Raw genomic sequence first — 19585 nt, 5'->3', positions numbered from 1 at the left:
CACCCCTACCATCGAGGCCACTGACCTCCGTCGACCTCGCGGAACGGGGTACCCATGAGCAACCCCCCGCGCCTGCTCGCCGAGGACCGCGCCGAATACGCGCGGCTGCTCGACGAAGCCTTGCGCGACCCCTCCGTCCGGCAGGCCCTGGCCGCCCCGGGCGAGCACCTCACCGCCGAACAGCTGCACACCAAGGCGCTCGCGGACGCCGACACCGTCGCCGCGCCCGCCGCGGCCGAGTACGAGCACTACCTGGCGCTGCGCACCGCGCTCGCCGAACGCCCCGACGGCGCCCCGCCGGCCGGGCCCGGCGTCTTCCCGGTCCTCACCGTGCTCACCCCCGTGCTGGCCGGCGCGGCCGGCCTGATCCTGCTGCTGCTCGGCTGGCTGCTCCGCGCCGCCGCGCCCGACCTGGCCCTCGGCCGGTCCACCGTCACCGCCGGCGTCGTCGCCCTGGCCGTCGCCGCGGCCGCGTTGCTGATCGGCGGCGCCGGGCTGGTCCTCACCGCGCTGCGCGACGCCGCCGCCCCCGACCGGGCCGACCCGCAGCAGCACGCCGACCTCGCCGAGGCACGCGCCGCCTGGCAGGCCGCGCTGCGCGAACGCGCCCTGCTGCCCTGGCTGCACGCCAACCTCGGCGCCGCCCCGGCCGCCCAGGTCCCGCGGGCCCGGACCGCCCCGCCCGACCTGCACAGCCCCGGCTACAGCCGTGCCACCTACTCCAGCCCCGGCTTCAGCAGCCCCGGCGCGGAGGGCCTCACCGACCCGCAGGGCCGCCACCCGCGGCACGCCGAGTTCAGCGGCCCCGGCTACTCCTCCCCCGACTTCACCAGTCCCGGCCCCGAGGGCCTCACCGACGACCGGGGCCGTCCCCGCCCCGACGGACCGGGCTTCACCAGCCCCGGCCCGGAGCGCCTCACCGACCCGCAGGGCCGGCCCCGCACCGAGGGCCACACCCCCGGCTGGACCCCGCCCGACTTCACCAGCCCCGCCGAGGGCCGCACCCCGCGCCGCCCCGGCTTCAGCAGCCCCGACCACGACAGCCCCGACTGGTCCAGCCCGGACTTCACCGGCCCCGGGCCCGAGGGCCTCACCGACGAGGACGGCAACCCCCGCCCCGACGGCCCCGGCTTCACCCGGCCCGGGCACGACAGCCCCGACTTCACCGGGCCCGACGAGGTCTGACCCGCCGTCAGCTGCGGCCCCGCCCGGCCCGGAGCGCGAGCGCCACCGGCACGCCCAGCGCACACGCCACCGAGCAGGCCGCCCACACCAGCGTGTACGCGCCCTCCGACGGCACTCCCTGACGCAGCACCAGGTGGTCCAGCACCGCCGCCGCCAGCACGCCCGCCGCCGCACCCGCCAGCGACTTCAACGTGTTGTACACGCCCGTGCCGATCCCGGTCTGGTCGGCCGGCAGCCGTCGCATCAGCAGCGCCGGCAGCAGGCTCAGCCCCAGCCCCGCCCCGCAGCCCGCCAGCGCCCCGCCCAGCACGAACTGCCAGGCCGCCGCGTGCCCCAGCGCGATCACCCCGTAGCCGGTGGCGCACAGCGCGAAGCCGAACCCGAGCACCCGCGCCTCGTCCTGCCGCTTCGCCAGGCGGTGCGCCGTCAGCGCGCCCAGCGTCGCCGCCGCGGTCTGCGGCAGCACCAGCAGGCCCAGCATCAGCGGCACCGCGCCCAGCCCGTAGCCGGTCTCCGCGGGCTTCGCCGCCTCGAACGCCAGCGTCGGGCCCTGCGCGCCGTACAGCGCGCAGCCCAGCAGGAAGCTCAGCCCGAACACCGGGGCGGTCGCCCGGCGGGCCAGCAGCAGCACGTCCACCATCGGCTCGGCGGTGCGCAGCTCCTGACGGACGAACAGTGCGAGCAGCAGCACGCCCGCCACCAGCAGCGGCAGCGTCACCGCGACCGGCAGCACCCCGCTCGCGCCCAGGCCGGACAGCAGCAGCGTCAGGCCCAGTGACAGCAGGCCCGCGCCCGTCCAGTCGATCCGGCCCGCGGCCCGGGTCGCGGACTCCGGCACCAGCCACCACACCACCGGCAGCGCCAGCACCGGCAGCACCGCCAGCGCCCACAGCAGCGGGCGGGTGGCCGCCGGGTCCGCGCCCAGGCCGCCCACCGCCAGCGCGCCCAGCGTCGAACCCACCGTCAGCGACCCCACCAGCGGGCCCACCGCGCGGCCGCCGCGCTCCTCGCCGAGCCGGTCGCGCAGGATCGCGAACTCCAGCGGCAGCCAGCACGCCAGGAACCCGGACAGCGCCCGCCCCGCCAGCAGCACCGGCAGGTCTGGGGCCAGCGCCGTCACCGCGAAGCCGAGCAGGGTGAGCAGCACGGTGGCCCGCAGCAGCCTGCGGTGCCCGTACAGGTCGCCCAGCCGCGAGGTCAGCGGCACCGCGACGCCCGACACCAGGAACTCCACGCCGAGGGCCAGGCTCAGGTCGGAGGCCCGCAGGTCCAGGTGCTCGCCGAGCCGGGGCAGCAGGATCGGGAAGCCGCCCTGCAGCACGCCGCTGGCGAGCTCCACCAGCGCGAGCAGCGCGACGGCGGACCCGGCCGGGCGGGCGAGGCGGTCGGAGGGTGCCAGGGTGGCGGTCATCGGCGGTTCCGTGGGGGTCCGGAGGGAACCGCGGCCGGTGGGGGCCGCCGCGGTCGGTGGGGTGGCGGAAAGAATGACTAACCTGGGGGCCCCAAGCACCCCCGCGCACGAATCCGTTCCTGCGGCCGACCCCGCGCAAGGATCAGCCATGATCGACGAGCTGGACCTGGCCCTGGTCGACGCCCTCCGCGTCGACCCGCGAGCCCCCTGGTCCCGACTGGCCGCCCCGCTCGGCGTCGACCCCGCCACGCTGTCCCGCCGCTGGTCCCGGCTGACCGCCGACGGCGACGCCTGGGTCACCTGCTACCCGTCCGCCGACCGGATCGGCCGCGGCCTCACCGCCCTCGTCCAGGTCGACTGTCCCGCGGACCGGGTCGCGCGGGTCGCCGACGCCCTCGCCCGGCACCCGCAGACCGCCAGCATCGAGCTCGTCACCGGCGACGCCGACCTGCTGCTCACCGTCGCCGCCTACGACCACCCCGCGCTGACCGCCTACCTGCTCGACCGGCTGGGCGCCGTCCCCGGGGTGCTGCGCACCCGGACCACGCTGATCGAACGGACCCTGGTGGAAGGCAGCCGGTTCAGCAACGGAGCGCTGGACGCCGACCAGCGCCGCGCGATCGCCGCACCTCCGGGCCACCCGCACGGGCCGGTCACCGACCGCCGGATCGAGGAGGACCTCGCGCTGATCCAGGCCCTCGGCGCGGACGGCCGGATGCCCTACGCCGAACTCTCCGCCCGCACCGGCCTGCCCGCCACCACCGTCCGCCGCCGGCTCGCCGAACTCCGCGAGAGCGGCCGGGCGGTGCTGCGCTGCGACGCCTCGCCCCGGGTCACCGGCAACCCGGTCGGCGCGATGCTCTGGCTGGACGTCCCGCCCGCGACCCTCCCCGAGGCGGCCAAACGCCTCGCCGCCCTCCCGCAGACCCGGATGTGCGCCGTCACCGTCGGCCCCGCCAACCTCGCCCTCTACCTGATCACCCCTCAACTCCCGGACCTGCGGCGCATCGAGCAGGACCTCGCCCACCACCACCCCGCCGTCCGCGTCCTCAACCGCCACCTCACCCTCCGCACCCCCAAACTCGTCGGCCACCTCCTCACCCCCGACGGCCGCCGCACCGGCTACGTCCCGATCCAGCCGTAGCCCCCGGGGCTCGGGGCCTCCGGGGGCTCAGGGGGGCGCAACGGCGGGGGTCCGCCAGGGCAGCCGCTACGAGACCTTGCCGAGGGCCAGCGCGGCCAGCAGCGCCGCCGCGTCGCCCAGGACACCGTCGTCGAAGCGGGCCTCCGCCGAGTGGTTGTACGGGGCGGTGAAGGGGTCGGCGTCCGCCGGGCAGGCGCCGAACATCACGTAGGCGGCGGGGACGTGCTCGGCGAGGACGCCGAAGTCCTCGGAGCCGGCCAGCGGCCTGGGCATCTCGATGTAGCTTTCCTGGCCGAGCAGTTGACGGGCCGTCCGTTCGGCGTACTCGGCCTCCGCCGGGTCGTTGACGGTCACCGGGTAGCCGTGCTCGATCACCGCGTCCACCTGGCAGCCGTGGGCGGCGCCGATGCCCTCCGCCACCCGGACGACCTCGGCGAGCACCGACTGCCGGGCGGCGGGCGAGAAGGAGCGGACGGTCGCGCCGAAGGCCGCCTCGTCCGGGATGACGTTCTCCGCGGTGCCGGCGTGGAAGGTCCCCACCGTCAGCACCACCGGGTCGAAGGCGTCGAACCGCCGGGTGACCATGGTCTGCAGTGCCAGCACGGCCTCGCAGGCCACCGGCACCGGGTCGACGGCGAGGTGCGGCATGGAGCCGTGGCCGCCGCGGCCGCGCACCGTGACCCGCAGGGTGTCGGAGGCGGCCATGATCGGGCCCGGGCGGCCGGCGACGTACCCGGCGGGCAGCAGCGAGGCGCCGACGTGCAGCGCGTACGCGGCGGCCACCCGCTCCCCCGCGGCGTCCAGCACGCCCTCCTCGACCATCAGGGCCGCTCCGCCGTCGCCCTCCTCGCCGGGCTGGAACATGAACACCACGCTCCCGGCCAGGTGTTCGCGCCGCTCGGCGAGCAGCCGGGCCGCGCCGACCAGCGCCGCGGTGTGCAGGTCGTGCCCGCAGGCGTGCATCGCGCCGGGCACCTCGGAGGCGTACGGCAGGCCGCTGTTCTCCTGCACGGGCAGGGCGTCCAGGTCGGCGCGCAGCAGCACCGCCGGTCCGGGGCGGCCGCCGCGGAGCACCGCCGTGACGGAGGACAGGGCCTTGCCGAGGGTGATCTCCAGCGGGAGGCCGTCGAGGGCGGCGAGCACCTTGGCCCGGGTGCGGGGCAGGTCGAGGCCGATCTCGGGGTCGCGGTGCAGTGCGCGGCGGAGCTCGACGAGTTCGGGTCGCAGCGCGGCGGCCGCGTCGCGCAGGCCTTCGAGTCCGGGGTGAACGTCGGCCGACATGGGAGCGCCTCCTGGGTGGACGGGGAGCGGACGGTCTCCCGCATCCTCGCCCCGGCGGGGGCCCGGGCCGCCGCGGCGCACGGATCAGGCGTCGTCGGCGGGCGCCGCGCACGGATTGGTCAGCAGCGCGGCGGCCACGTCCCTGGCCTCGGCGGCGGGGGCGGTGCCGCCTTCGCGCAGGGCGGTGACGATCGCCCCGTCCATCAGCAGGACCAGCCGTCGGGCCAGGTCGGCGGCGTCCGCGGCGGGGCGCCCGTCGGCTTCGAGCAGGCCGGCCACGTACCGGGTGACCTCGCGTTTGTGCGCGGCGGCGACCTGGTGCGCGGGGCTGTCCGGGTCGGCGGTCTCGACCATGGTGTTGATGAAGGCGCAGCCGCGGAAGTCGGCGCGGGCGAAGCGTTCGGCGAGGGCGTCGAAGAGGTTCAGCGGGCGTCCGCCGTGCTCGGCCACCCGGGCGGCGAGCCAGTCCCGCCAGTTCTGGTCGCGGCGGGTGAGGACGGCGACGACCAGCTCGTCCTTGCCGGGGAAGTGCCGGTAGAAGGAGGCCCGGCCGACGCCGGACTCGGCGAGGATCCGCTCCACGCCGACGGCGCGGATGCCCTCGGCGTAGAAGAGCTGCTCGGCGGTGTCGAGCAGGCGGGCGCGTGCGTGGGTGGCCATGTCCCCCAGCGTAGCGGGTGGTTGACGAATTTCGGTACTGATCGGTACCGTCTCTCTCGTCAGAACGGAACCGATCGGTACCATCTGGAGGGGTCATGCCGCGCCTGCCACTGCTCACCGAGGATCCCGACGGCCTGTTGGAGCGCACCCGCGCCCGCCTCGGCCGCCTCCCCAACCTGTACGCCACCCTCGCCAACTCGCCCGCCGCCCTGGGCGGTTACCTCGCCCTGCACGAGCACCTGGGCAACGGCGTGCTCACCCCGAAGGTGCGCGAACAGCTCGCCCTGCTGATCGCCCAGCACAACGAGTGCACCTACTGCGTCAGCGCCCACACCCTGCGCGGCCGCCGCCTGCTCGGCCTCACCGACGAGCAGCTGGCCCGCACCCGGAAGGCCGCCGACGACACCGACCCGCATGCCGACGCGATCCTCCGCCTGGCCGACCGGATCCTGCACAGCCGCGGCCGGGTCTCCGACCGGGAACTGGCCGCCGCCCGCGCAGCCGGCGTCACCGACGCCGAACTCGCCGAGACCACCGCCCACATCGCGCTCAACACGCTCTCCAACTACTTCAACCACCTGGCGCAGCCCACCCTCGACTTCCCGGAGGTCCAGGCATGACCCCCCAGTTCCGCCGCGGCACCGTCGAACTCCGCCCCGGCTACACCGTCCTGGACGCCACCGGCACCCCCGTCGACCGCGCCACCGACACCGCCTTCGCCCTGGAAGGCGGCTTCGCCCACCTCCGCCTCCCCGGCACCGGCAGCGTCCAGGTGGTCTCCGCCCCGGCCGTCCAGCGCCTCACCTACCAGGACTGACCGCCGCCCGGCGCTACGGCCGTTCGAAGTACTGCAGCACTCCACCGGCGGAGAAGCACAGCGCACCGGTGACGGTCCCCCAGTTGGCGATGTCCGCATTGACCAGGCTCCCCGTGGAGGGCTTGGTGAAGGCGGCGATCGCCGAGACCATGAACAGCACCGAACCCAACTGGTTGACCGCCACGATCCACCAGCCGAGCTCCCGCGCCAGCACCCGCGGCCTCCCGTGGCAGATCTCCACGAAGCCCAGGTGCCCCGAGATCAGGAACAGCACGCACCCGATCACGTCCGGCGCCCAGATCAGCCGGTTGACCTGCTGCACGCTCAGACCCTGCAGGAACGAGTCCAGCAGGTCGACGCCGAACACCAGCGTCCCCGCGAACAGCACGAACGCCGCCAGCCAGTCCACCCGCAGCGGCTCGTAGCTCCACCACCGCCAACGCCGGGTCACCAACCCGCCCTCGCCGCCCGGAACGTGGCGGGGCGCATTCACCACCTGCAGCAGCGACACGTACCCGCCGGTGTTGAAGCACAGCCCGCCGGCGAAGTAGATCGCCGCACTCGTGGTCGCATCGCCCGAGCCGAACAGGGCGAACGCGGCGCCCGCCGCGAACAGCGCCCCGCCGAGCACGAACGCGGTCGCCGCGATCGCGTTGAGCCGCCGCAACCGGGCCACCGACGTGTCGTCCGCACTGGCCCGGCGCGCCGCTCCCGCCCCCGCCGGGTGAACCGCCATCACCCCGCGCCGCCGCGCGGGCCGCGACTCCCACACCGCCCTCCCCCCGCCCGGCAACCCCCAACTCACCCGCGTGGTGAACGGCCCGGCCCCCTCAGCCCGCAGCTCATCCCGCCTCATACGACCAGGAACGGCACCGCCACCGCCCCCCTCCTCGGACCTGTGACCTGGGACACACCCTCCGACTCTCCCAGACCCCACCCCCACCCGCAGCTCGGCCGACACCGGCCCCGCCTGCCCACAGGTCACCCCACTGCGGAGATCCGGTTCACCGAGGTCACCTTGCAGGTGACCTTCCCACTCACCTGGGCGGTGCCCCCGGCGGTGTCCACCACCTTCTGCCCCGGTGCGACATGGGTCTCCAGCGCCGCTCCCTCAGCCACTCGCGTCCCGTTCGCATCGACGAACTCCACCGCGATGCTGTAGTCCGAAGCCTTGGAGCTGTGATTGGTGATCTCCAGCTGGGCACTGGGGAAGGACGTGGTCGGGTCCACCGCACAGGAACTGATCGACACGTCCGCTTCCGGCGGATGGGCTCCACCGGTCGACTGCACGCCGCTGCCAGTAGAGGTGGGACTGGTCGGAGTCTTCTTGTCGCTCCCGCTGACAGCCACCACGACGATCACAATGATCACGATGAGCAGCACGAAGGCACTCAGGCAACCCACGAGAACACCTCGACCGAAGCGGCGCTTGGGAGGAGCCGGCGGCTGCTGCCCCCACCCCGGGGGCGGACCCGCCTGTCCACCTGCAGGGGGCTGGCCGGGCGGCTGCTGATCAGTCATCGATCCGTCTCCCTACGAACGAGTTTCCCTCCATCAGGAAACCGTGCAGGGCCGGTCGCACCACACCCGACTCGCGGACACTGCGCCGAACGGACGCCGGGGGGCGGCCCTCCTCTGCCCCCCGTCAGTCGGTCTCGGCGAGGATCTTCAGCGACGCCGGCTCGGCGAGCAGCGCACTGGACACGGCTTTCAACACCGCGATGACACTGACGGTCTTCCGCTCGCTCCCCCGGCTCGCCGACGCTCCCCGGTACCGAGCTCGATCAACCCGCCACCCGCCCCAGCACGCCCAGGAGGTTTCCCTCCCACCCACGGTCATTCGTCGGCGGGCAGGGGGTCAGGCGCCGCCGACATCGGCGCAGCCGGAAGCGCTGCCCCGGAAGACCCCCTCCGTCCTCCGGGGCAGCGCGGTCTGGGGGCCGGTCAGTCGGTCAGGGGGAGGTAGACGCGGTTGCCGTGGGCGGCGAATTCGGCGGACTTCTCGGCCATGCCGGCCAGGGCGGCCTGTTCGGCTTCGCCGCCGTGTTCGTCGCGGATCTGCTGGCTGATCTTCATCGAGCAGAACTTGGGCCCGCACATGGAGCAGAAGTGGGCGGTCTTGGCGGGTTCGGCAGGGAGGGTCTCGTCATGGAACTCGCGGGCGGTCTCCGGGTCGAGGGCCAGGTTGAACTGGTCCTCCCAGCGGAATTCGAAGCGCGCGTCGGAGAGGGCGTCGTCCCAGGCCTGTGCCCCGGGGTGGCCCTTGGCGAGGTCGGCGGCGTGGGCGGCGATCTTGTAGGTGATGACGCCGGTCTTGACGTCGTCGCGGTTGGGGAGGCCCAGGTGTTCCTTGGGGGTGACGTAGCAGAGCATCGCGGTGCCCCACCAGGCGATCATCGCGGCGCCGATCCCGGAGGTGATGTGGTCGTAGCCGGGCGCGACGTCGGTGGTCAGCGGGCCGAGCGTGTAGAACGGGGCCTCGTCGCAGATCTCCTTCTGCAGGTCCATGTTCTCGCGGATCTTGTGCATCGGGACGTGCCCGGGGCCTTCGATCATGACCTGGACGTCCTTGGCCCGGGCGATCCGGCCGAGCTCGCCGAGGGTGGTGAGTTCGGCGAACTGGGCCTCGTCGTTGGCGTCGGCGATGGAGCCGGGGCGCAGGCCGTCGCCGAGCGAGAAGGTGACGTCGTAGGCGCGCAGCAGGTCGCAGAGTTCCTCGAAGTGCGTGTAGAGGAAGTTCTCCTGGTGGTGCGCCAGGCACCAGGCCGCCATGATGGAGCCGCCGCGGGAGACGATGCCGGTCTTGCGGCGGGCGGTGAGCGGGACGTACCGCAGCAGCACGCCGGCGTGCACGGTCATGTAGTCGACGCCCTGTTCGCACTGTTCGACGACGGTGTCGCGGTAGACCTCCCAGCTGAGTTCCTCGGCCCGGCCGTCGACCTTCTCCAGCGCCTGGTAGAGCGGGACGGTGCCGATCGGGACGGGGGAGTTGCGCAGGATCCACTCGCGGGTGGTGTGGATGTTGCGGCCGGTGGAGAGGTCCATGACGGTGTCGGCGCCCCAGCGGGTGGCCCAGGTCATCTTCTCCACCTCCTCCTCGATGGAGGAGGTGACGGCGGAGTTGCCGATGTTGGCGTTGATCTTCACCAGGAAGTCGGTGCCGATGACGGCCGGCTCCACCTCGGGGTGGTTCACGTTGACCGGGATGACGGCGCGGCCGCGCGCCACCTGCTCGCGCACGAACTCCGGCTCCAGGCCTTCCCGGAGGGCGACGAACTCCATCTCGGGGGTGATCACGCCCCGCTTGGCGTAGGCGAGTTGGGTGACGGCGACGCCGTCGCGGGCGCGCAGCGGGCGGCGCGGCCGGCCGGGGAAGACGGCGTCCAGGTTGCGCAGGTCGCCGCCGCGCGGGGAGGTGTGCTTGATCCCGTCGTCCTCGGGGCGGGCCTCGCGGCCGTCGTACTCCTCGACGTCGCCGCGCTGGCGGATCCAGGGGTCGCGCAGCGCGGGCAGTCCGCGCCGGACGTCGGTGGGCTGGGAGGGGTCGGTGTACGGGCCGGAGGTGTCGTACAGCGGGACGGTGCGGCCGTTGGTCAGGTCGACCTCGCGGTAGGGAACCCGCAGGTCGGGGCGGCTGCCCTGGCGGTAGGCCTTGCGCCAGGCGGGGGTGGGGTAGCCGGTGGCGGTGGCGCCGGCCGGCTCCTGGGCAGAGCTGTGCTGATCGGTAACGGTCATGCGGACCTTCAACTCCCTACGCCGGCATTACCCGGTCAGGTTCCTGCGGTCGGCGCAGCAGGTGGTACGCGGACCCGCGTACCTTCAGCGCCCTCTCAGCCCGGTGCTCCGAGCTCCCGTTCCGCGCAGGCGTTTGCGCCTGCGTTCGGAGCTCACCGTAGGGCACCGGCCCGTCCCGGTCCAGGGCGCACCCGCCGGCCGGCCGTGCGCCGGAGGTGCAACTCCCGCGCGCCCCGGACCTGTTCACCCCTCGCCGGAGGTGGGAGAATGGCCCGGATGATCGGACTGACGGGGCGGGTGACGGGGCGGATCGGCGCGGGGCTGGTCGGCGAGGTGATGGTGCACGTCCCGCAGCGCATGGGCACCGAGGCCTTCCTGGCGTACCTGGCCGTCCCGGGGGAGCCGCTGGAGTCGGGCTCGATGGTGGTCGTGGTCGAGTACCAGCCGCCGCGCACGGTCTACGTCGCGCCGCTCTGACCGTCCGTCAGCACACGGACAAAGACACCGCCGCAACTGTTTCGAGACGGTGACAGGGCCCACGGGTGCGGCCTCTTCCCCCGCGATCACGACAGGCGCAGAATGCGGGCTGCCACCGGGTTCCGCGCCATCCTGCACGACCGAAGCGCAGCCACGGGACCGGTGTGCCCTGAAGGGGGAGATTGCCGATGCTGATCGGCATTGTCGGCGGAGCCGTCGGAGGCCTCGTCGCACTGATCGTGCTGTTCAAGCTCATGTGGCGGGTGGCCGAGCCCAATGAGGCGCTGGTCATCTCGGGTTCGAAGCACGGCGAGGGCCTGGGCTTCCGGGTGGTCACCGGACGGGGAACCCTGGTGGTGCCGGGCGTCCAGGTGGTGCGCCGGCTGTCGCTGGACCTGAACGAGGCCGCGCTGGACGTCGAGTGCGTGACGTCGCAGGGTATTCCGGTGCACGTCAAGGGCGTTGTCATCTTCAAGGTCGGCGACGACCCGGTGTCCATCGCGAACGCCGCCCGCCGCTTCCTGGACCAGCAGAAGATGATGGGCCAGCGGGTGCACAACGTGTTCGCCGGCCACCTGCGTTCCATCGTCGGCGGGTTGACCGTCGAGGACATGATCCGCGACCGCGAGCGCCTCACCGGTGAGACCCGCTCCGCGTCCGGCATCGAGATGGAGAAGCTCGGCCTGATCATCGACTCGCTGCAGATCCAGGAGATCCTGGACCCCACCGGGTACATCACCAACCTGGCCGCCCCGCACGCCGCCGCCGTTCAGCGCGACGCCCGCATCGCGGCCGCCGAGGCCGACCGCCGGGCCACCGAAGCCGAGCAGGAGGCGTTCGCCCGCAAGGCCGAGGCGACCCGCAACTCCGGTATTCAGCAGGCCGGTTACCAGGCCGAGATGGACACCGCCGCGGCCCGCGCGCTGCAGGCCGGACCGCTCGCCCAGGCGGCCGCCCGGCAGGAGGTCGTGGTCCAGGAGACCAAGGTCGCCGAGCTGGAGGCGCACCGCAAGGAGCAGCAGCTGCAGGCCGACGTCCGCAAGCCCGCCGACGCCCGCGCCTACGAGACCCGGACCAAGGCCGAGGCCGACCGCGACGCCCGGATCTCCGCCGCCGAGGCGCTGTCCCGCGAGACGGACCTGAAGACCGCCGCCGAGGCCAACCGGGTCAAGGTCGCCGCCGCCGCGGAGGCCGAGGCCACTCGGGCCCGCGGTCTGGCCGCCGCCGAGGCCACCCGCGCCACCGGTGAGGCGCAGGCCGCCGCCGAGGCCGCGAAGGGCCTCGCGGAGGCCGAAGCGGCCCGGGCCAAGGGTCTGGCCGAGGCCGAGGCCACCCGCGCCCAGGGTCTTGCCGAGGCCGAGGGCATCAAGGCTAGGGCCGCGGCGCTCGCCGAGAACCAGGAAGCGGTCGTCGCCCAGCAGCTCGCCGAGAACTGGCCCGCCATCGTCCGCGCCGGCGCCGACGCCTTCGGCAACGTCGAGCACATGGTGCTGCTGAACGGCGCCGAGGGCATGTCCGAGATGTTCGCCAAGGCCCTCACCATGGGCGGCACCGGCCTCGGCCTCGCCCGTCAGCTCCTCAACTCCATGACCCCGGCCGAACCCGCGAAGGCCCCGGCCGAGCCGGCCCCCGCCCAGGTCATCCCGATCCAGGCCGAAGCGCAGTGACGCCCGCCTCCGCGCGCCCCGGCCGGGGCGCGCGGAGGCCGCCCGGGGAGAACTTCCCGTCCCGGCTGAGTACCCGTACTCACGCCACCGCGCCCCCCGCACCGTCAGCATCGACCCATGGACATGCTGCCTCGCATCGGGATCACCGCTGTCGGCTCCTCGCTCCCCCAACAGACCGTCACCTCCGCCGAGTTGCAGCAGGAGATCGCGGCCGGCGCCCGTCTCCCGCTGCCCGACGGCATGTTCGAGAAGGCCACCGGCATCCGCACCCGCCGTTTCGCCGGCCCGGACGAACACCCCTCGACGCTCGCCCTGGCGGCGGCCCGCCGGGCCCTGACGGCCCGCGGCCTCGACCCCGCCGACGTCGACCTGCTGGTGTTCGCCTCCGCGTCCCGGGACGTCTGCGAACCCGCGACCGCGCACCTCGTGCAGGCCGAACTCGGCTCCCGCGCGCACGCCCTGGACGTCTCCAACGCCTGCAACAGCTTCCTGAACGGCATCGACACCGCCCGGGCGATGATCCTGGCGGGCCGGGCCCGGCGGGCGCTGGTGGTCACGGGGGAGACGCCGAGCCGGGCGATGCGCCGCGACCCGTCCGGTCTCGCCGAGTTCCGTGCGGGCTTCGCCGGCTACACCTTCGGCGACGGCGGCGCGGCCGTGCTGGTGGAGCCGGTCGAGCGCGGCGGCATCCTCGACGTGGAGACCGAGACGGCGTCCGAGCACTGGGAGGTGGGCGGCATCCCGGGTGGCGGATCGCGGCACCCGCGGGGCGACGAGTGGAGTTATTTCCGCGGCGGCGGGAAGGAGTTGCGCGGTGTGTTCGAGAAGATCGGCGCCGACATCCTGACCAGGGTGGCCGCCCGCACCGGCCTCGGCTGGGACGCCTACGCGCGGGTGCTGGTGCACCAGGTGACGCTGCCGTACCTGGAGCGCTTCGTGGAGCTGACCGGCGTCCCGGCCGACAAGCTGGTGGTCACCGTGCCCGAGCTGGGCAATCTCGCCTCCGCCACGATAGGCGTCCAACTCGACCGGATCATGCCGGAGTTGACGCCCGGCGAGAAGGTGCTGATGGTCGGACTGGGCGGCGGGGTCAGCCTGATGACGATGGTCTGGGAGAAGTCGTGACCGAGCTCTGGGTGGTCGTCCCCGCGTACCAGGAGGCGGCCCGGATCGACGGCACGCTGCGCGCCCTCGCCGCGCAGCGCGACCGCGACTTCACCCTGCTGGTGGTCGACAACGGCTCCACCGACGCCACCCCCGACCGGGTGCTGGCCTTCGCCGAACACGCCCCGTTCCCGGTGGAGTTGCTGGTCGAACCGGAGAAGGGGGTGGGCAGCGCGATCGACACCGGGTTCCGCTACGCCATCGACCACGGCGCCCGGCTGCTGGCCCGCACCGACGCCGACTGCCTGCCCGAGCCGGGCTGGAGCGCCGCCGCGCGCGCCGGGATGCTCGCGTCCGGCGGGCTGGTCTGCGGCAAGGTCACCGCCCGGCACGACGAACACGGGCCGGTCGGGCGGGCGGTCTTCCGGGTGCTGGTCGCCCTCGGCGCGCTCTTCGGCCGGATCCGGCCGGCGCACCGGCGCCGGCACGGCTATCTGACGCCCTACCGGATGCACGCCGGCAACAACATGGCGATCACCGCCGATCTGTACCTCGACTGCGGCGGCATGCCGCGCCGCCCGTCCCCGACCGACCGGGCGTTCATCAACCAGATCCGCCGGCAGTCCACCGCGATCGTCCACCGCCGCGACATGGTGGTGCAGAACTCCACCCGCCGGATCCGCGCCTACGGCCTGCGCGGCACCGCGCGCTGGTACCTGGAACGCGGTGCGGGCCACCGCGGCGTCGACGTCCGCTGACGGTCGACGACCGTCGAGAGAGGAGCATTCCGTGCTCGACCAGCTCGCCCGCACCCTGCGCGAGGGCGGCTCCCGCCCCGCCCTGCTCGGCAGCACCCGCAGCGGCTCGGCCCGGGTGCTGGCCCGCTGCGCCGACCTGGCGGACCTCGCCGACCGGTACGCCGCCGTCCTGCACCACCGGCACGGCCTGCGGCCCGGCGACACCCTGGGCGTCGCCGTCCGGCCCGGCCCGCGGGCGCTGGCCGTGCTGCTGGCCGCCCACCGGCTGGGGCTGCGGACGGCGGTGCTCGACCCGTCCGCGGGGCCGGACGTGCTGCGCGCCCGCCTGGCGCTCGCGCCGCCCGCGCTGGTCCTCGCCGACGCCGCCGCCCAGGCGGTGGCGGGCTGGGCCCGGCCGCTGGCCCGCCGCGCGCACCTGGAGCTGCCGCCGCTGCACACGCTCGGGCCGGTGGCCACCGTCGGCCGCCGGCACCCGGGGTGCGCCCGCGCCCTCGGCGAGCACCCGGGGCCGCCCCCGCCGCCGTACGAAGGGGACGGCGACGCGGTGATCGTGTTCACCTCGGGGACCACCTCCGCGCCGCGCGGCGTGGTGCACACCCGGGCCTCGCTGACCGCGGGCATGCGGGCGGTGGACTCGCTGGTCCGGCCCCGCCCGGGCGGGACCGTGCTGGGCGGCACCACTTTCGTGCTGGTCCCGGCGCTGGCCGCCGGGGCGACGGTCGCCCTGCCGGCCCGTCGCAGCCGCCTCCTGCAGCGGCAGATCGACCGGCTCGCCCCGGACGAGACGTACCTGACGCCACCTCGGCTCCGGCCGCTGACCAGGCTCACCGGCCGGGTCTGGACGGGCTCCGCCCCGGCCGACGCCGCGCTGCTGCGCCGGGCCAGGGAAGCGGGCGCGACCGAGGCGTGGGGGGTGTACGCGCTGACCGAACTGTTCCCCGCCGCGGCCGTCGAGGAACGCGAGAAGAGCGCCCACCGCGGCCCTGGCGACCTGCTCGGACACCCGCTGCCGGGCGTCCGCACCCGGCTCGGCGCGGACGGCGAGCTGCTGCTCTCCGCGCCGTCGGCCCGCGACCGCTACCTCGGTGAGGACCCCGACCCGTGGGTGCGCACCGGCGACCGGGCCGAACTCGCCCCGGACGGGCGGATCGTGCTGGCCGGCCGGCTCAAGGACATGGTGCTGCGCCGCGCCGAGAACATCTACCCGGGCCTGTACGAGCCCTCGCTGCACCTGCCGGAGGTCGAACTCGCCGTCCTGGTGGGCGTACCCGCCCCGGACGGCGACGAGCGGCTGGTCGCGCTGGTCCAGCCCCGGGCCGGCGCCGACCACCACCGGCTGCGCACCGCGCTGCGCGACCCGCTGGCCCGGATGGGCGCCGCCCGCCCCGACGCGCTGCTGCTCGGCCCCGTCCCGCTGGCCGGCCGCTCCCGCAAACCGGACCGCGCCGCCGCCGCCCGCTACTGCGCCCACCTGCTCGCCGACACCGGTACGGGGAGCGCCCGGTGACCGCCCGCCGCGCCGACCGCGCCGTCTACCTGCGCAGCCACCCGGTGCTGTTCGCGCTGCTCGCCGCCACCCGCCACCGGCCGGTGCTCCGGCTGGGCCGGACCGTCCTGGTCCACCACCCCGACGCGTACCGGCAGATCCTCACCCGGGTCCCGCTCGACCGCACCGCCGAGCACACCACCGGCGGCACCGCCGCCCGCCTCACCGGCGGCACGCTGCTGTTCGACCAGGCCGGGCCGGAGCACCGCGCCTCCCGCCGCGCGCTGGCGCACCGGCTGGGCAGCGAGGGCGTCGCCGAACTGCGGCCCCGGTGGCAGCAGTTGCTCGCCGACGAGCTCGGCGACCTGACCGGCCCGGTCGACCTGGTCCCGGTGGTCCGCCGGCTGGCCGGGACCACCGCCGCGGCGCTGACCGGCAGCGCGGCCGACCCCGTCGAGCTGGCCGTCGCCGCCGAGCGGGTCGCCGCCGCGACGGCCCGCACCCACCTGCCGAGCCTGCTGCCGAGGCCGGGCGCACAGCGGCGGGCCCGGGCCGCCGCGGCCCGGCTGGCCCGGCTGCTGCCCGACCCGCAGGAGGCGATGCTCGCCGTCGCGGCCGTCAACACCACGCTCGCCGCGCTGCCGCGCGCGGTCGCCTGGTGCTCCCGCGCCGGACTGTGGGACGACGCTGCCGCGGACGCCCCCGCGCTGGCCGCCGAACTCCTCCGCCGGACCGCCCCCTCGCCGGTGCTGCCGCGCGCCGCGGCCGCCGACGCGACCGTGCTCGGCCACCGGATCCGCCGGGGCGACCGGCTGCTGCTGATCGCCCGTCATGCCGCCCAGGCGCACCGCGACACCGCCGACCACCCGCTGGCCGCCCGGGCCCCGTTCGGCCTGGGCCCGCACACCTGCCCGGGCGCCGCCCTGGCCCGCACCCAACTCGCCGACCTGCTCGCCGTGCTGGCCCCGCACCGGCCCCGGGTGCTGCGCACCGTACCGGACCCGGCCGGCGCGCTGCCGTCCTACCGTCGCTGCCTGATCCGGGCCCGGGAAGCCGCCCCCTCCGCGCGCTGACCCGCAGCCGCGCACCACCGAGCCGAAGGAGCCGTCCCGTGCCCCCGCCGACCATCGCCCTGACCGGCGCCACCGGCTTCTGCGGCGCGCAGGTGGCCGCCCGGGCCACCGCGCTGGGGTTCCGGGTGCTCGCGCTCGGCCGCCGCCCCGCCCGGTACGGCGAGCACCTGCCCTGGGACGCCACCGCCCCGGACGTCCCGGACCTGTCCGCCGCCGACGCGGTGGTGCACTGCGCGGCGGCGGTCGGCGACCACCCGCCGGGCTCGCCGCTGGAACGCACCCAACGGGTCGTCAACGTCGAGGCGACCGCCCGGCTGCTGGCGGCGGCGGGCGGCCGGCCGTTCGTGTTCGTGAGCAGCGCGAGCGTCTACGATCCGCGCCCGGACCGGTCCCGGGTAACCGAGGAACACCCCACCGCCGACGGCCACTTGAACACCTACGGACGGACCAAGGCGGCGGCCGACCGGCTGGCCCTGGCGGCGGGCGCGGTGGTGCTGCGCCCGCGCGCGGTCTACGGGCCGGGCGATCCGCACCTGGTGCCCCGGCTGCTGGCCTCGGTGCGCCGCGGCCTGCTCGCACTGCCGGGCCGGGACGTGGAGTTGAGCCTGACCGCGGTCGAGAACCTGGCCGAGGCCTGCCTGCTGGCCGTGCACTGGCCGCCCGGCGCCTACAACGTCACCGACGCCCACCCGTACCGCCGGGACGCGGCGCTGCGTGCGGTGCTGGCCGCGCACGGCAACGACGCCCGGCTGCTGCACCTCCCCCACCGGCTGGCCGCCCTCGCGGTGGGCCGCCGCGAGGGCGTCACCCGGTACGCGCTGGACCAGCTGGCCCGGCCGGTGGTGCTGGACACGACGAGGTCCCGGCTCCGGGGCTTCACCCCGGGCCGGGACCTCGACGACTACCTCGGCGCGCTGGGGCGGGCCTAGCTCTTGGCCGCCTTCTTGACCAGGATCACCACGGCGGCGGCGATGCCGACCAGGACCAGGATGTTGATCGCGAAGCTGACCACGCCGAGCACCGCACCGACGACTGCCCAGAAGATCTTCCAGACGACCACGATCGCGATGATCGGAACGACGATGTTGCGCACCCACGAGGGCAGCGACTTCCAGAACTCGGCCATGTCCGTACCTTCTCCCCTCGGGGTCGGTGCCGGTGTTTCCGGCTGCGTTCCCGCTCCCTCGATCTCGACACTTCGATCGTAGGCGGGCCGGAGAGCCGAATCGAGGGCTCCCGGCCCGGAGAGAACCCGGAGATCCGTCCCTGAGCAGCAGCCCGGGGGAACCCTCAGACCGGCCAGGTCTCGCCGCGCCAGGCGGCGTCCCAGAACATCCACTCGTAGCGCGCGGTGGTGGTGAAGTGCTCGACCACGCGCCGCCGTTCGGTCGCCGACAGCTCGTCGCCGAGCCGGTCGGTGAGGTCCAGGACGCGCCGGACCACCTGCTGGAACTCCGCCCCGCCGTAGGCGCCGATCCACTTGGCGTACAGCGGCTCGGGGGAGGAGCGGCGGGCCAGTTCCTCGCCGACCCGGGCGTAGATCCAGTAGCAGGGCAGCACGGCGCCGACCGCCTCGGCGAAGGAGCCGCCGTGAACGGTGGCCAGCAGGTAGCTGGTGTAGGCCCGGGTGGTGGGCAGCACGCCCTGGTCCGCGTCCGGGTCCTCGCCGAGCGCGGTCATGAATTCGGCGTGCATCTGCTGCTCGGCGGCGATCGCGCCGATCGCGTCGTTGGCGAAGGCCAGCACCTGGTCCTCGGTGGGGGCCTTGGCGGCGCACACGGCGAGCGCCCGGGCGTAGTCGCGCAGGTAGTGCGAGTCCTGGACCACGAAGGGGCGGAACGCGGCCCGGGGGAGGGTGCCGTCGGCGAGCCCGAGCAGGAAGGGGTGGTCGAGGATCCGGCGGTAGGTCGGCTCGGCGGCCGCCCACAGTTCGTCGGTGAGCTTCACGGGGTGTCCCTCCTGGACGGGTGCGGGCGCCACGGTCAGTCCTCCGGCGGGGAGAAGACCACCAGGACCCGCAGTTCCTCGGTGATGTGGTGGAAGCGGTGCTCGACCCCGGCGGGGACGAAGACCACGCTGCCGCGGCCGACGGTGGCGGTCTCCCGGCCGACGGTCAGCTCGGCCCGCCCGCTGACCACCAGGTAGATCTCGTCCTGGGCGTGCGGGGTCTGCGGGTCGGTGTCGCCGGGGGAGAGCGCGTACAGGCCGGCCGACATCGTCGGCTGCTTCAGGAAGCGCAGGTAGGCGCCGTCGCCGGCGGCGCGCTCGGCGTCCAGTTCGTCCAGCCGGAACAGCTTCATCGGGGCTCGGCTCCTCTCCCGGTCCGGCCCCATTCAACAGCACCGCCCGACAACAGCGTCCCGGGAGCTTCCCCGCAGCCGTCCGCGCCTGTCACCATCCGCGCATGAAGAATTTCGTGATCAAAACGCTCATCAACGCGGCGGCGATCTGGGTCGCGGCCTGGATCGTCACCGGGATCACGCTGTCGGGGGACGACTGGGGGCACAAGACGCTCACGGTGATCGCGGTGGCGCTGATCTTCGGCGTGGTCAACTTCCTGATCAAGCCGCTGGTGAAGCTGTTGTCGCTGCCGCTGTTCATTCTCACGCTGGGCCTGATCACCTTCGTGGTCAACGCCCTGATGCTCTGGCTGACCTCGTGGGCCTCGGACAAGCTGAGCCTGGACTTCCACGTGGAGGGCTTCTGGTCGGCGCTGCTCGGCGCACTGATCATCAGCGTGGTGTCCTGGGGCCTCAACCTCGCCTTCGGCGACGACTGACCAGCCAC

The 19585-nt window shown here is 74.6% G+C and carries 21 protein-coding genes and 1 riboswitch; of the genes, 12 read left to right on the top strand and 9 right to left on the bottom strand.

The features are described 5' to 3' along the window. The first annotated feature begins 54 nt into the window (after window positions 1-54). On the top strand, window positions 55-1185 hold the full coding sequence (locus BX266_RS18545; protein ID WP_180290530.1) for a hypothetical protein: 1131 nt from the start codon (window positions 55-57) through the stop codon (window positions 1183-1185). A 7-nt stretch (window positions 1186-1192) separates the two neighbouring features. Here the strand turns inward: BX266_RS18545 and BX266_RS18540 are convergent, their stop codons facing one another. Next, window positions 1193-2596 carry an MFS transporter gene (locus tag BX266_RS18540; protein ID WP_180290529.1) on the bottom strand — a complete coding sequence of 468 codons (1404 nt, stop codon included), beginning with the start codon at window positions 2594-2596 and terminating at the stop codon, window positions 1193-1195. Between the two features lie 148 nt (window positions 2597-2744). Between BX266_RS18540 and BX266_RS18535 the strand changes: the two genes are divergently transcribed. Continuing rightward, window positions 2745-3740 carry an Lrp/AsnC family transcriptional regulator gene (locus tag BX266_RS18535; protein WP_099901264.1) on the top strand — a complete coding sequence of 332 codons (996 nt, stop codon included), beginning with the start codon at window positions 2745-2747 and terminating at the stop codon, window positions 3738-3740. A 66-nt stretch (window positions 3741-3806) separates the two neighbouring features. On the opposite strand, the gene BX266_RS18530 is transcribed toward BX266_RS18535, so the two are convergent. Both BX266_RS18530 and BX266_RS18525 read right to left on the bottom strand, forming a co-directional pair. Then, window positions 3807-5021, bottom strand: coding sequence for a M20 family metallopeptidase (locus BX266_RS18530; RefSeq protein WP_099901262.1), 1215 nt, complete (start codon window positions 5019-5021; stop codon window positions 3807-3809). 84 nt (window positions 5022-5105) lie between these two features. Continuing rightward, window positions 5106-5681: a TetR/AcrR family transcriptional regulator gene (locus BX266_RS18525; RefSeq protein WP_099901260.1), complete on the bottom strand. Its 576-nt coding sequence runs from the start codon at window positions 5679-5681 to the stop codon at window positions 5106-5108. A 95-nt stretch (window positions 5682-5776) separates the two neighbouring features. On the opposite strand from BX266_RS18525, the gene BX266_RS18520 reads away from it, so the two are divergent. Both BX266_RS18520 and BX266_RS18515 read left to right on the top strand, forming a co-directional pair. Continuing rightward, on the top strand, window positions 5777-6301 hold the full coding sequence (locus BX266_RS18520) for a carboxymuconolactone decarboxylase family protein (protein ID WP_099901258.1): 525 nt from the start codon (window positions 5777-5779) through the stop codon (window positions 6299-6301). Continuing rightward, window positions 6298-6498, top strand: coding sequence for a hypothetical protein (locus BX266_RS18515; protein WP_099901256.1), 201 nt, complete (start codon window positions 6298-6300; stop codon window positions 6496-6498). Before BX266_RS18520 ends, BX266_RS18515 begins: the two co-directional genes overlap by 4 nt. Window positions 6499-6511: 13 nt before the next feature. Here BX266_RS18515 and BX266_RS18510 read toward each other — a convergent pair whose 3' ends face one another. From BX266_RS18510 to thiC, 3 genes are all read right to left on the bottom strand, one after another. Beyond that, the gene (locus BX266_RS18510) at window positions 6512-7354 is read right to left on the bottom strand and encodes a hypothetical protein (protein WP_099901254.1); all 843 of its coding nucleotides are present in this window, start codon (window positions 7352-7354) and stop codon (window positions 6512-6514) included. Window positions 7355-7479: 125 nt separating this feature from the next. Continuing rightward, a complete protein-coding gene (locus tag BX266_RS18505; protein ID WP_143686956.1) occupies window positions 7480-7881 on the bottom strand; it encodes a hypothetical protein in 402 nt (133 codons plus the stop codon). A 561-nt stretch (window positions 7882-8442) separates the two neighbouring features. Continuing rightward, entirely contained in the window at window positions 8443-10233 is a 1791-nt protein-coding gene (gene thiC, locus BX266_RS18495) for a phosphomethylpyrimidine synthase ThiC (RefSeq protein ID WP_099908024.1), read from the bottom strand. Next, a riboswitch (TPP riboswitch) is annotated at window positions 10230-10363 on the bottom strand. Its footprint overlaps the gene before it by 4 nt. Before the next feature lie 146 nt (window positions 10364-10509). Between thiC and BX266_RS18490 the strand changes: the two genes are divergently transcribed. From BX266_RS18490 to BX266_RS18460, 7 genes are all read left to right on the top strand, one after another. After that, window positions 10510-10710 carry a hypothetical protein gene (locus tag BX266_RS18490; protein ID WP_099908022.1) on the top strand — a complete coding sequence of 67 codons (201 nt, stop codon included), beginning with the start codon at window positions 10510-10512 and terminating at the stop codon, window positions 10708-10710. A 188-nt stretch (window positions 10711-10898) separates the two neighbouring features. Next, window positions 10899-12377, top strand: coding sequence for a flotillin family protein (locus BX266_RS18485; RefSeq protein ID WP_099901250.1), 1479 nt, complete (start codon window positions 10899-10901; stop codon window positions 12375-12377). A gap of 117 nt (window positions 12378-12494) precedes the next feature. Next, on the top strand, window positions 12495-13502 hold the full coding sequence (locus tag BX266_RS18480) for a 3-oxoacyl-ACP synthase III family protein (protein ID WP_099901248.1): 1008 nt from the start codon (window positions 12495-12497) through the stop codon (window positions 13500-13502). Further along, the gene (locus BX266_RS18475; RefSeq protein WP_099901246.1) at window positions 13499-14239 is read left to right on the top strand and encodes a glycosyltransferase family A protein; all 741 of its coding nucleotides are present in this window, start codon (window positions 13499-13501) and stop codon (window positions 14237-14239) included. Before BX266_RS18480 ends, BX266_RS18475 begins: the two co-directional genes overlap by 4 nt. Before the next feature lie 31 nt (window positions 14240-14270). Next, window positions 14271-15746: a class I adenylate-forming enzyme family protein gene (locus BX266_RS18470; RefSeq protein ID WP_099901244.1), complete on the top strand. Its 1476-nt coding sequence runs from the start codon at window positions 14271-14273 to the stop codon at window positions 15744-15746. Further along, window positions 15743-16798 (top strand): cytochrome P450, encoded by a 1056-nt coding sequence (locus BX266_RS18465; RefSeq protein ID WP_099901242.1) that lies wholly within the window; start codon window positions 15743-15745, stop codon window positions 16796-16798. The genes BX266_RS18470 and BX266_RS18465 overlap by 4 nt, the downstream gene beginning before the upstream one ends. A 38-nt stretch (window positions 16799-16836) precedes the next feature. After that, complete coding sequence (locus tag BX266_RS18460) at window positions 16837-17727, top strand: NAD(P)-dependent oxidoreductase (RefSeq protein ID WP_099901240.1); 891 nt, start codon at window positions 16837-16839, stop codon at window positions 17725-17727. Here BX266_RS18460 and BX266_RS18455 read toward each other — a convergent pair. From BX266_RS18455 to BX266_RS18445, 3 genes are all read right to left on the bottom strand, one after another. Next, entirely contained in the window at window positions 17724-17924 is a 201-nt protein-coding gene (locus BX266_RS18455) for a DUF5326 family protein (RefSeq protein ID WP_099901238.1), read from the bottom strand. The genes BX266_RS18460 and BX266_RS18455 overlap by 4 nt on opposite strands. Window positions 17925-18088: 164 nt before the next feature. Continuing rightward, window positions 18089-18745 carry a thiaminase II gene (gene tenA, locus BX266_RS18450; protein ID WP_099901236.1) on the bottom strand — a complete coding sequence of 219 codons (657 nt, stop codon included), beginning with the start codon at window positions 18743-18745 and terminating at the stop codon, window positions 18089-18091. 35 nt (window positions 18746-18780) lie between these two features. Continuing rightward, window positions 18781-19098 carry a cupin domain-containing protein gene (locus tag BX266_RS18445; RefSeq protein WP_099901234.1) on the bottom strand — a complete coding sequence of 106 codons (318 nt, stop codon included), beginning with the start codon at window positions 19096-19098 and terminating at the stop codon, window positions 18781-18783. Between the two features lie 104 nt (window positions 19099-19202). Between BX266_RS18445 and BX266_RS18440 the strand changes: the two genes are divergently transcribed. Further along, window positions 19203-19577 carry a phage holin family protein gene (locus tag BX266_RS18440; RefSeq protein ID WP_099901232.1) on the top strand — a complete coding sequence of 125 codons (375 nt, stop codon included), beginning with the start codon at window positions 19203-19205 and terminating at the stop codon, window positions 19575-19577. Window positions 19578-19585 lie beyond the last annotated feature (8 nt).

Source organism: Streptomyces sp. TLI_171 (assembly GCF_003610255.1).
Classification (GTDB): Bacteria; Actinomycetota; Actinomycetes; order Streptomycetales; family Streptomycetaceae; genus Kitasatospora.
The sequence above is the reverse complement of the archived record's forward strand: the minus strand, read 5'-3'. Positions and strand labels throughout refer to the sequence as shown.

Excerpts from the sequence above, each read along its gene's own strand:
- BX266_RS18545 (WP_180290530.1), top strand. The coding sequence starts at position 55 with ATGAGCAACCCCCCGCGCCTGCTCGCCGAGGACCGCGCCGAATACGCG.
- BX266_RS18540 (WP_180290529.1), bottom strand. The coding sequence starts at position 2,596 with ATGACCGCCACCCTGGCACCCTCCGACCGCCTCGCCCGCCCGGCCGGG.
- BX266_RS18535 (WP_099901264.1), top strand. The coding sequence starts at position 2,745 with ATGATCGACGAGCTGGACCTGGCCCTGGTCGACGCCCTCCGCGTCGAC.
- BX266_RS18530 (WP_099901262.1), bottom strand. The coding sequence starts at position 5,021 with ATGTCGGCCGACGTTCACCCCGGACTCGAAGGCCTGCGCGACGCGGCC.
- BX266_RS18525 (WP_099901260.1), bottom strand. The coding sequence starts at position 5,681 with ATGGCCACCCACGCACGCGCCCGCCTGCTCGACACCGCCGAGCAGCTC.
- BX266_RS18520 (WP_099901258.1), top strand. The coding sequence starts at position 5,777 with ATGCCGCGCCTGCCACTGCTCACCGAGGATCCCGACGGCCTGTTGGAG.
- BX266_RS18515 (WP_099901256.1), top strand. The coding sequence starts at position 6,298 with ATGACCCCCCAGTTCCGCCGCGGCACCGTCGAACTCCGCCCCGGCTAC.
- BX266_RS18510 (WP_099901254.1), bottom strand. The coding sequence starts at position 7,354 with ATGAGGCGGGATGAGCTGCGGGCTGAGGGGGCCGGGCCGTTCACCACG.
- thiC (WP_099908024.1), bottom strand. The coding sequence starts at position 10,233 with ATGACCGTTACCGATCAGCACAGCTCTGCCCAGGAGCCGGCCGGCGCC.
- BX266_RS18490 (WP_099908022.1), top strand. The coding sequence starts at position 10,510 with ATGATCGGACTGACGGGGCGGGTGACGGGGCGGATCGGCGCGGGGCTG.
- BX266_RS18485 (WP_099901250.1), top strand. The coding sequence starts at position 10,899 with ATGCTGATCGGCATTGTCGGCGGAGCCGTCGGAGGCCTCGTCGCACTG.
- BX266_RS18480 (WP_099901248.1), top strand. The coding sequence starts at position 12,495 with ATGGACATGCTGCCTCGCATCGGGATCACCGCTGTCGGCTCCTCGCTC.
- BX266_RS18455 (WP_099901238.1), bottom strand. The coding sequence starts at position 17,924 with ATGGCCGAGTTCTGGAAGTCGCTGCCCTCGTGGGTGCGCAACATCGTC.
- BX266_RS18445 (WP_099901234.1), bottom strand. The coding sequence starts at position 19,098 with ATGAAGCTGTTCCGGCTGGACGAACTGGACGCCGAGCGCGCCGCCGGC.
- BX266_RS18440 (WP_099901232.1), top strand. The coding sequence starts at position 19,203 with ATGAAGAATTTCGTGATCAAAACGCTCATCAACGCGGCGGCGATCTGG.